The organism is Kitasatospora sp. NPDC001159, from assembly GCF_053598235.1.
On sequence record NZ_JBSFJV010000162.1, the window covers coordinates 1 to 10,250 of the forward strand.

General features: G+C 68.4%; 8 protein-coding genes. 3 read left to right on the forward strand and 5 right to left on the reverse strand.

Going from position 1 to position 10,250, the window contains the following annotated elements; genetic code table 11:
* Positions 1-333: 333 nt before the first annotated feature.
* Complete coding sequence (locus ACWC9T_RS38945; RefSeq protein WP_449825772.1) at positions 334-1,371, forward strand: NAD-dependent epimerase/dehydratase family protein; 1,038 nt, start codon at positions 334-336, stop codon at positions 1,369-1,371.
* Positions 1,372-1,390: 19 nt separating this feature from the next.
* Here ACWC9T_RS38945 and ACWC9T_RS38950 read toward each other — a convergent pair whose 3' ends face one another.
* Together ACWC9T_RS38950 and ACWC9T_RS38955 are read right to left on the reverse strand one after the other, a co-directional pair.
* Entirely contained in the window at positions 1,391-2,608 is a 1,218-nt protein-coding gene (locus ACWC9T_RS38950; RefSeq protein ID WP_449825773.1) for a hypothetical protein, read from the reverse strand.
* 378 nt (positions 2,609-2,986) lie between these two features.
* Positions 2,987-3,511, reverse strand: a complete 525-nt coding sequence (locus tag ACWC9T_RS38955) for an SRPBCC family protein (protein WP_449825774.1) — start codon at positions 3,509-3,511, stop codon at positions 2,987-2,989.
* A 254-nt stretch (positions 3,512-3,765) separates the two neighbouring features.
* Between ACWC9T_RS38955 and ACWC9T_RS38960 the strand changes: the two genes are divergently transcribed.
* The gene (locus ACWC9T_RS38960; protein ID WP_449825775.1) at positions 3,766-4,380 is read left to right on the forward strand and encodes a TetR/AcrR family transcriptional regulator; all 615 of its coding nucleotides are present in this window, start codon (positions 3,766-3,768) and stop codon (positions 4,378-4,380) included.
* Positions 4,381-4,472: 92 nt separating this feature from the next.
* On the opposite strand, the gene ACWC9T_RS38965 is transcribed toward ACWC9T_RS38960, so the two are convergent.
* On the reverse strand, positions 4,473-6,059 hold the full coding sequence (locus tag ACWC9T_RS38965; RefSeq protein ID WP_449825776.1) for a Na+/H+ antiporter: 1,587 nt from the start codon (positions 6,057-6,059) through the stop codon (positions 4,473-4,475).
* Between the two features lie 373 nt (positions 6,060-6,432).
* Here ACWC9T_RS38965 and ACWC9T_RS38970 point away from each other — a divergent pair, with 373 nt between their 5' ends.
* Positions 6,433-7,008, forward strand: a complete 576-nt coding sequence (locus ACWC9T_RS38970) for a YceI family protein (protein WP_449825777.1) — start codon at positions 6,433-6,435, stop codon at positions 7,006-7,008.
* 491 nt (positions 7,009-7,499) lie between these two features.
* Here the strand turns inward: ACWC9T_RS38970 and ACWC9T_RS38975 are convergent, their stop codons facing one another.
* The gene (locus tag ACWC9T_RS38975; protein WP_449825778.1) at positions 7,500-9,566 is read right to left on the reverse strand and encodes a multicopper oxidase family protein; all 2,067 of its coding nucleotides are present in this window, start codon (positions 9,564-9,566) and stop codon (positions 7,500-7,502) included.
* Between the two features lie 534 nt (positions 9,567-10,100).
* The coding region (locus tag ACWC9T_RS38980; RefSeq protein ID WP_449825779.1) for an aggregation-promoting factor C-terminal-like domain-containing protein at positions 10,101-10,250 on the reverse strand (150 nt) is incomplete at its 5' end.

Below are 10,250 nucleotides of genomic sequence, written 5' to 3' on the forward strand. Positions count from 1 at the left end.
TCCCTCCCCCTCACCCCGGGGGCCGGACAGGGACCACTGGGATGACCCGACAGGGCCCGTGCCCGCGCGATCCGCGTGGCACGGGCCCTCTCGCGTCGCGCTGAAGGTTGAGCGATCTCACCCAGGCCTGATGACTGGCGGTTCGTCTCATCGAAGATCAAGCACCCGTTTGCGCCGCTCTTCCGCCCGGCGGATGGTGAGAGAAGGGAGGCTGCGGTACCGCCTTGAGCCTCGATCGAGGTGCACCGTGCCCGGCATACACGTGCACTGCACGCGGCAATGTGCTTCCCCTGGTCAACGCGAGAACGCGCGTACGAAAGGCAGGCGAGAGCAATGGCGTCTCCTGGTTTGCGGGCGGTCGTCGTCGGGGCGACCGGCAACCTCGGCACCAGTGTCGTCCAGGCACTCGGTGCGGACCCCGCAATCGACTCGGTCCTGGGACTGGCACGCCGTCTGCCGCAGTGGACCCCGCCCAAAACCAGCTGGGCCAGCGTCGACATCGCGGACGAAGCCGCTGACCTGACCAGCCACTTCGCCGGCGCCGACGCCGTCATCCACCTGGCCTGGCTGTTCCAGCCCACGCACCACCCGACGACGACCTGGCGCACCAACGTCCTCGGCTCCCTACGGGTCTTCGACGCCGCGGCCGAAGCGGGCGTACCCACGCTGGTGTACGCGTCGTTCGTTGGAGCCTACTCACCCGGCCCCAAGGACCGCGCCGTGAACGAGTCCTGGCCGACCCACGGCTGGCCGGAGTCGGCACTGTGCCGGGAGAAGGCCTACCTTGAGCGCGTCCTGGACACCTTCGAGCGCGATCACCCCACCATGCGCGTGGTGCGGATGCGGCCGGGCTTCATGTTCAAGGCCGAGGCCGCATGCGAACAGCACCGCCTCTTCCGCGGCCCGCTGGTGCCGAAGCGACTGACCCGCCCGGAGCGCATGCCCGCCATCCCTGACATCCCCGGCATGCGGTACCAGGCCCTGCACACCGACGATGCGGCCGCAGCCTTCCAGCAGGCCCTCGCGCGCGAGGTGCACGGCGCGTTCAACCTGGCCGCCGAACCCGTCATCGACTCCCCCATGCTGGCCGAACTGTTCGGCGCCCGGACCATCTCGATACCCGGCTGGCCGGTCCGGGCCGCCGTCTCCGCCGCCTGGAAGACCCACCTGCTGCGCACGCCCCCGGAACTGTTCGACGCAGTCCTGCACTTCCCAGTCATGGACACTTCGCGGGCGCGACAGGAGTTGGACTGGGCACCGAGGTACACCGTGCAGGAGGCGCTGCAGGAGTGGCTACGCGGCTTGCGCGAAGGCGCGGGGATGCTGACCGCGCCGCTGGCCGCGACGACCGGGTCCGCCGCCGGGTTCTAGAGAACGGTGTCCTGCTGGTTCAGCGCCCGTACGCCCTGCGGCAGATCTCGACCAGGCTCGGCGGCAGGCCGACCTTGCCGGGCTCCGCGCAGACGTCGACCGGCACCGTCGGCTGAGGCCCGGCGAGCGGCTGCTCGGCGGGCCGCGGTGCCCGGTTGTCTTCTCGCGATGGGGGTTCGGGGCGGACGGCTGTGTGCCGTCCGCCCCGGGTGTCACCCGTGGCGGTGGTGGTCGCAGCAGTCGGAGAGCTGGAAGGAGGTGATACGGGTGTTCCAGTTACCGGTGCCATCGGCCGGTTGGTACTGGTTGGTGTACCAGAACGTACAGTCGTCCACCGGGTCGATCGCCATGGAGGTGTAGTCACCCCAGCGGTTGCTCCCGGTCTGGGAGCGTAGGTGCTCTGCTGATGGACGACCGGTCGGCCGTGGTCCAGCCGCAGTTCGTACCAGCGCACCCCCACGCCGCCGGGCGCGTCGACCGCGTGGTTGACGACCAGGGACTGGTGGTCGCCGAAGTTGCGGTAGGCGAGCCGGTACATGGCGGAGCAGGAGAGCGAGTCCAGCTTCTGGGTGGTGCCGGCCTGGGGGACGCATCGGGTGGGATCGGTACGTACGCAGGCCGGATTGTAGGGGGCCACCCGCAGTTCCCCGGGGCCCGTGACGGCGGTGCGGGTCTGGTCGGCCCAGTCGACGTGGACCCGCCAGTACTGCAGGCTGTTGCTGGCGGGGTTGAGGGCCATCAGCAGGTTGGGCTCGCCCTGCGGGGGTGGGGTCGTGCCGTCGAGGTCCGAGCCGAGCGGGATGGCCGGTGACGCGATGGTGTAGCACTGCTGGTCGGCGTCGGCTCCGCGCAGCATCCTTTGCCGGTCCCAGGCGCACGCCTCGAAGAACGCCCCGCCGGTGAAAGCCGCGTAGTAGGCGTCCGGCCACACCGAGACCTTCGGGTGGTCGATGAAGTGCTGGTACCCGAAGTCGTACCGGTAGTACTCGCCGGTGGCGTCTTCGGTAGTGGAGACGGCCACGCACAGTCGGTTCGTGGTGCCCGTCTCGTCGAGGGCGAACTGGTTGGTGATCCAGCGGTGGGCGAGGGAGTCCCAGCGGACCACGGGATCGCCGATGTCGACGTTCTGAGAGGTCTCGCACGGTCCGCCGAACCCGCTGAACAGGGTTTGGGTCCTCAGCGGCCCCAGCAGCGTGGCACCGGTCTTGGAGTACACCGCGAGGTCGTAGTTGGTCATCTCCACGATCTGGCTGGAGCCCACCCCGGCGTGCCCGGGGCGCCGGCGCGACCGACACCAGCGTCTGCCGGGCAACGAGTATGGCTCGTGTCGTTGTCCGCGGTGACGGCGGACGAGGAGCGGCGTGCCGTCGCCGCCACCGCGCTGCACCCTAAGATGCTCAGGCTCGCCGCCACCGGGCCCAGGGCGTTCACCCGTCCTTCGTCACCCCCGAACACACCCACCGGGCCCGCGCAACGCTCGGCCCCGACCCGCTGCTCACCCCCGAGCAGGCCGTGGTGGTCACCGACCCCGAGCGGGCGCGCGCCACTGCCCGCGCCTACGCGGCCGGCTGCCTGCGCCTGCCCAACTACCTCAACAGCCTGCGCGAACCGGGCTTCACAGACGCTGACTTCGACGACAGAGGCGTGGACTCGCGTCCGCCTGCGGAGCCCGTCCGGCCTCCCCGACGGCGGTACGGAGCCGGCTGAGTGTGATGCGCATGCCGTCGCGGTTGCGCGCGGCGCGCCGAGCGGCCGGAGTCCCGGTGAAGACCAGTCCGAGCATGTCGGCGATCCGGCGGCGCCATCCGTGGCGGCGGTGGTCGTTCCAGTACTCGGTGACCAGCGTTCCTGCCACCGTCGGCGTCATCCGGTAGCCCCAACGCGCCACCGGCAGGCCGAAGGTGGTGACGTCGAAGGCGAACTCCCGGCCCGGGTCGGCGATGACGATCCGGCAGGTGGTGAACCAGATCCAGAAGGCTCGCCGGTTGAAGCCCGTGAAACGGCACCCACGGCGCCACGTCCAGATCACCTCCGGACTCCAGTCCTTCATCCGCCGGACGTCCGCGACGGCCGCGTAGACGGCGTCCGGCGGAACGGACATCTCCAGGGACTCCTCCAGGCTCCAGGCACGGGCGGTCATCGGACCCCCGATGCCGAAACCGCGTCCGTCCCGGCCGTGGAGAAGAGTACGTCGCGCCGGGAGCCGTGCCCAGGCGGATCCGGCACAGGGCGTCGGGCGCCGGCGACTTCCGTCACGGGACGCCGCATCGTGCCGCCGGCACTGGTGCCGTGTACGAAAACGACGTGCAGTGCGGGCTCTTCGGACTTCATGCGCGTCACGCTAACACACAGATGCAACGCACCGTTGCGTTGCATTGATGCTAGCCTGCTCTCATGACCAACGAGCAGCGGAAAGGCCGGCGGAGCAGCGGCCCGCGCAGATCGCAGGAGATCTTCGACGCCACGCTGGATCTGCTCGCGGAGCGGGGATACGAAGGGCTGACCATCGAGGGGGTCGCCGAACGTTCCGGGGTCAACAAGACCACGATCTACCGCTGGTGGCCGTCCAAGGGAGCTCTTCTGGGCTCCGCGCTCATCGGTGGTCGCCAACTCGACCTCGCCCTGCCCGACACCGGTAGCCTCCGGGGCGACCTGGAGGCCCTGCTGCGATCGGTGATGGCCCTGCTCACCACGTCACCGGCCGCCGAAGTCGCGATCGCCACGCTGGGGGCGGTCACCCACAGCAGCGAACTGGCGGGTCACGTCCGCGGCTTCTTCGCCGAGCGGCTCGCCCGCGAGCAGCCGATCTTCGAGCGTGCCGTCAGCCGCGGCGAACTCCCGCCGGACACGGACCCGATGCTCCTGGTGGACCTGCTGGCCGGAGCAGCCTGGCTCCGGATCGTCTTCCGTCAACTCCCGCTCGACGAGCACTTCGTGACGCGTGCCGTCGACACCATCCTGACCGGAGCCGCCCCGGCGGTCCGGACAGGAGGCCCGTCCGCGTCCTGAACGGTTCGCCGAAGCCGTAGTGCCGGGCGTGGTGGCAACTGCGGCCGAGCTCGCGCAGCACAGATGCGGGTATCGCTTGCACCACGGACCCGTCAGTCGCGGGCACGGAGGCTGGCTTCCTCGAGGTCGAGTTCGCGCTGGATCCGGCGCCGGGTGGCGTTGCTGATCGTGTTTGCTTCGTAGAGGCGCTGGAGCTCGGCCGCCTCAATGCCGATGAGTGTCCGGCGTATCTCGCGGTAGGCGTCGGCGGGACGGGCGTCCGGGTCGCTGTAGTGGGCATCTTCCGCTTGGTGGATGCGCGCTTCCAGATCGCGACGAGCCTGTTTCAGGGCAGCCTCAGCGGCGGTGCCCAGTTCGGCGAGCTCATCCAGATCGCCAAGCTGTTTGAGCTCTTCGAGAGCGGTGTGGGCAATGTGTCGGCGGGTCCGGGCCTCCTCGCGGGCGGTGTGCTCCGGTTCCAGAGCGATGCCCGAGCGGCGGACGACAGGAGCGAGGGTGAAGCCCTGGAAAACGACGGTGAGCGCGATGGTCCCGGTGGTGAGCGTGAGGATGAGCGCCCGGTGCGGCAGCGGCGCCCCTGTGTGGGTGACCAGGGGGATGGAGAGCGCGGCGGCCAGCGGCATGACGCCTCGGGTGCCCGCCCAGGACAGGACGGCCGGAACGCGCCAGGAGATGCGCCTGTCGCCCTCCTTGTGCCGGTGGTGGATCAGCGCGGACAGCGGGAAGATCCACAGCAGGCGGATCGCCAGCACAGTGAAGGCGATCACCGGCACCCACAGCGGCCAGCCGTGCTCGTCGTGCGCGAGGTGACGGACGACGGAGGGGAGCTCGAGACCGATGAGGGCGAAGACGACGCTCTCCAGCAGGAAAGTCACGGTGTCGTAGACGGCGTGGATCTGGAGACGGATGGGGGCGTTGCTGAGCTTGTGGCCGGTGCTGCCGAGGACGACCCCGGACACGATGACGGCGGTCACGCCGGAGGCGTGCGAGTCCTCCGCGATGACGTACGAGGCGTACGGCGTGACCAATGCGATGACGGTCTCCAGCACGGGTTCCTCGGTCCGTCTGCGGATGAGCGTCACCACTGCGGCGACCGCCGCGCCGATGAGGGCTCCTCCGCCCGCGAGGATCAGGAACTGCTCGACGGTCCCGGACACGGTGATGGCGCTGCCGGAAACGGCGGTCGCCACGGCGACCTTGTACAGAACCAGCGACGTGGCGTCGTTGAACAGGCTTTCCGCCTGCACCATGGCCTGCACACGTGGTGGGAGGGACAGGCGCCGGCCGAGTGCGGTAACGGCCACGGGGTCGGTGCTGGCCAGGACAGCGCCGAGGATGAACGCGGTCGCGGTGGTGAGCGGGGTAATCGCTCGGGCGACGTACCCGACGGCGACGGCCGAGGCCAGGACCAGACCGAAGACCAGGCCGGTCACAGGCCGCCACACGCTGCGCAGGTCGCGGACGGAGATTTCCCCAGCCGAGGCGTAGAGCAGTGGCGGCAGCACCAGCACGCTGATCACGTGAGGCGGCAGACGGACCTCGGGAACCCAGGGTAGGAGCCCGACGACCAGACCGGCGATGACGAGGAGCGAGGGAGCGGGCAAGCGCCAGCGCCGGGCACCGGTCGCCACGGCCGTGGCCAGGACCACGAGCAGCAGGATGACGGTCAGGCCAGTCATGCGGCGTCCCCGGTAGGTTACGGCTTGTTACCCCCCTCTGACCATGTGCTCTATCAACGTAACCAGATTACAGACGCCAGCCCACCGCGAACGGCGGCCTTGGCGACAAGGACTGGCCCGTCCGCCTGCGGACGGCCGGGCGGGACACGTGCGCTCAGGCGGCGTGAAGGCTCAGGCTGCCGCCGTACGGCTGGCCGGTGGACCGCCGTAGCCGACGGCATCCGCCGCAGGGTCGCGGCGGCGCCTGCGGCTGACGGGTGCCCAGCCGGCCTGGAGCTGCCGACGTGGTCCGCTGCCGGGCGCGCACCGGGCGAGCCGACGGTGCACGGCCGTCCTATCGTGTTCGGAGGGGCGAGCACGCCGAGGAGCTGCCATGGCTACAGCGAAATGGTTCTTCGAGTCAGGTCACACTGCGGCGGAGTTCAGTGTCAGACACATGATGGTCACCTACGTACGTGGACAGTTCAAGAACGTACACGGCTTCCTGGTGGTCGACCCGGACGCCCCGGAGAAGGCCCAGGTCGAGGCGACGATCGACGCGACGCAGGTGTACACCGGGCAGCCCGACCGCGACGCCCACCTGCGCAGCGCCGACTTCTTCGATGTCGAGCGCCATCCGACGTGGACGTTCACCGGGTCTCGCATCCGCCAGGTGAGCGCGAACGACTTCGAGGTGACGGGCGACCTCACCATTCGCGGAGCGACACGCTCCGTGACATTCGATGTGACGTATCTGGGACAGTGGGACACTCCGTGGTGGGAGGACGGCCAGGATCTCGGTCCACGGCGCCGGGCCGGATTCGTCGCCAGATCACGCATCAACCGCCACGACTTCGGCGTGAGTTGGAACGACGTGGTCGACCGAGGTGGTGTCGTCGTGGGCGACATGGTCGACGTCACGGTTGATGTCGAGGCAGTCCTCGAGCCCACTGCATTGACGGCGGGCTGACGACCGCCACAGGCCGACCCCGGTAGCGCGTGGCCCGGCCTGGCGGCACGGCCGATCCGGGTCAGTGCAGGGGATCGTCCTCGAACGCGGCCCCGGGTCGCGCCAGAGGTGGCCCCCACTGTCGGTCCCAGCCAGATCGCGCTCCCCCGTACCAGCCCGGTGGCGTGGTCGTGGTCCACCTCCACCGCGGCCGTCCCGCGCACCCCGCACCCCCACCTGCCGGTCGGCCGGGCGGGGCCTGCTGTCTGCTCGTCAGCACATGCCTGGGCTCGCTCGCGTGCGACATCGCCGCCGGTCGGAAGATGGCGGCAGCCCGGCTGCCCCACGATCGCCTCGCCGCCGTCGGCGGTCATCACCGCCGGGTCGACCGCGACCCGGCCCGGATCGTGGCCGGTGTCGCCACCGAACCCCACATCACGGTCACCAGGGCAGCCGGCCGCAGACTCCCGCTTCCTTCATCCCGCCGCCGAGTGATCATCGCCGAAAAGACCTCAATGGCTGCGCTGATCAAGTACTTGCAACGGCCGCATCATTTCATTGTCCTCATGGTCCAGAATGTGGCAGTGCCAGACGTACCGTCCCGCAATGCCAAAGCGAACCTTGACGCGGGTGATATGACTTGGCAATGCGATCACGGTGTCCTTATATCCGCCTTCCCCCGGTTGTGGGGGTGACAATGCGCCGCCCGTGATTGCTCGGCGGTCGAGGACCTGGAATCCGATCTGATGGATGTGGACAGGGTGGGCGTCGCTGGTGAAGTTGTACAGTTCCCAGATTTCGGTGTCGCCCTTCACCGGCGTCTCGGTGACCTGGTCTGACCACAGGAGCGGAGTGGCTGAGCCACTTGGCGTGACTGTGCCAAGCATGTCCATCGTGGGCGCGCCGGTGAAGTACGCGGAGTCCTCTTCGTTGAGTGACAGCTTCCGGACCGTCCGGCTCTCAGGAAGCGCCGGGACCGGAGGAAGCACGATCTGCGACGGCGGGACACTGGTGTCGGCAGAGGCAAGGGGAACGACAGTGAATTTCATGACCTGCCCTGTGGTCGTGATATTCGCTGGCGTGAAGTCGGTGACCGGTGCGCCGCCGCCGTACGCCTCGTCCGGACCTTCATTGATCAAGTAGAGCCCGGTGCCAACCGGGGCGCCGGTGAAGTCGACCACCACGTCGGCGCGCTCTGCGGGGGCCAGTAGGAGTTGATCCGACTGGACCGGGGTCGGCAGGAATCCCTGGTCGTTCCCGATCTGCCAGAAGGGCAGTGCGGGGCTGACGGGGCGGGGGGCTGTGGCGTCAGCCACGATCTTCAAGATGAGAGTACGGGCGTTGCTTGCGTTGAGGATGCGCAGGCGGTACCGCCGCGGTTCCACGTTGAGTACCGGCCAGGTGTTCCCGTTGACGACCATCGCGGTGCCGAAGAACTCCGGGTTCCAGATGGGCGGAATATCGGTATCGGGGATCCACGGACCGTCCGGCGGGGTGTCCCCGAAGTATCCTCGGCTGCTGGGGAAGAACATCGACCCGTCCGCGTTGAAGGACTTGTCCTGAACCACCAGGGGGATTTCGTAGGAGTGGGCACCGTCTCGCCCGTCTCGCCCCGATGCCGGCCCGGGAAGTACTCCCGAGGGCAGATCAGCAGGTCCACCTCTCAGCAGGTAGAAACCGGCAAGGCCCGCGTAGACATTCACCCGAGTCATGCCCAGAGTGTGATCGTGGTACCAGAGAGTTGCGGGACGCTGATCATTGCCGTACGCGAACGTTGCCGACCCGGGGCGCCAGCGGACGCCGTAACGGTCACGGAACTGCTCGGCGAACCGGTCGTAATAGGTACCTACGCGAGCATAGTCACGAGGAATATCACGAGATGCCGGCAGGTACCAGGCTTCGGGGTATCCGTCACTCTCTTCTCGGCTGTACCCGCCGTGCAGATGGGTCACGATGGGCACCGGTCCCGTGTACGGCCCGGGAGTGGCCGAGAAGGTGGGCCGCGAATCACGTCCGGCCCTTCCGCCAGGAGGGTTCGCCCAATGCAACGTGGGGTCCACAGCGCATAGATGGGGCAGGTAGAAGCCGCGCGAGGTGACGAGGTCGTTGACCCATGTCACGGAGATCGGCCGATCCACACGGGCTTCAATGGTCAGGCCCGGCGCATGAAATGACTGCTCGTGGCCCACAGCTCCGTAACCCCAGACCGCGGTGGCCGGCATCCCGATCGGCAGCATTTGCTGCCGGAACTGACGGATCGCGATGCGGTAGGAGTCCCGGCCCGCGCCGGGCATTTTACCGAGAAGGAATAGCGGCGTTCTGTACTTGGGAACGGATGACGGATCGAGCGCGCCTCCCGATGGCCGCGAAGGCTGCGGGTGGCGCCGACCGCGCCGAAGAGCATCCGACTCGGATGGAGAATTGGCTGCGTAGGCATGCCCGTCCGCAAGTGCGCCAGCAAAACCTACGGCACCGACTGCCGCAACCGTGGTTCTGAGCAGCTCGCGTCGGCTCGGCAGAGAATTCTCAGCGACATCAGCAGCCTGCGAATTCCCCAGAGGATCGGTAACCTTGATCACGCCCGAATGATATGCGCACGTTATGGAGCGCGGCGTTGTTTCTGCCGGTCGACATGCCCCGCCCCTTAAAGTCTGATCATTAGATTATTACTGCAGTGGCAGATCTCCCTTCCAGTGATCGAAGCTGATCGCCCCGCGCCTCGCGGAGCGATCAGCACCGCTTCCAGAAGGGCCGGGCTGGATCCGGCACAGGCATCGCCCTGCTGTTTTCGGGCAGGGCATCACACTTCGCTCGCGGCGTCCGGGCACTCAGGGGCCGGTGGACCGCGGTCGCCTCCCACTCCACCCACGTGCGCGCCTACGACCCCCTCAACGGAGTTCGGCGCCGCAGAGCGTCAGGCCCCATCGCAGCAGCGGGGGAAGCCGGTCTCAGGGATCCACTCGAAGGGCGTACGACCGCGAGAGGGCCCGTGCCACGCGGATCGCGCGGGCACGGGCCCTGTCGGGTCATCCCAGTGGTCCCTGTCCGGCCCCCGGGGTGAGGGGGAGGGAGGTCAAGGTCGCGGGTGTGTTGCTGGGGGCCGAGGGGTCGGCTCAGTACCAGTGGTGGGTCTGCCAGAAGGCCCAGGCGGCGTTCGGGCTGCCGTAACGGGAGTTCATGTAGTCCAGCGTCCACTTGATCTGGGTGCGCGGGTTGGTCTTCCAGTCCGCGCCGGCCGAGGCCATCTTGGAGGCCGGCAGCGC

Bases quoted from the DNA above. Each gene is read 5' to 3' on its own strand.
- ACWC9T_RS38950 (WP_449825773.1), bottom strand. From the start codon at position 2,608: ATGACCAACTACGACCTCGCGGTGTACTCCAAGACCGGTGCCACGCTG.
- ACWC9T_RS38945 (WP_449825772.1), top strand. From the start codon at position 334: ATGGCGTCTCCTGGTTTGCGGGCGGTCGTCGTCGGGGCGACCGGCAAC.
- ACWC9T_RS38970 (WP_449825777.1), top strand. From the start codon at position 6,433: ATGGCTACAGCGAAATGGTTCTTCGAGTCAGGTCACACTGCGGCGGAG.
- ACWC9T_RS38960 (WP_449825775.1), top strand. From the start codon at position 3,766: ATGACCAACGAGCAGCGGAAAGGCCGGCGGAGCAGCGGCCCGCGCAGA.
- ACWC9T_RS38965 (WP_449825776.1), bottom strand. From the start codon at position 6,059: ATGACTGGCCTGACCGTCATCCTGCTGCTCGTGGTCCTGGCCACGGCC.
- ACWC9T_RS38955 (WP_449825774.1), bottom strand. From the start codon at position 3,511: ATGACCGCCCGTGCCTGGAGCCTGGAGGAGTCCCTGGAGATGTCCGTT.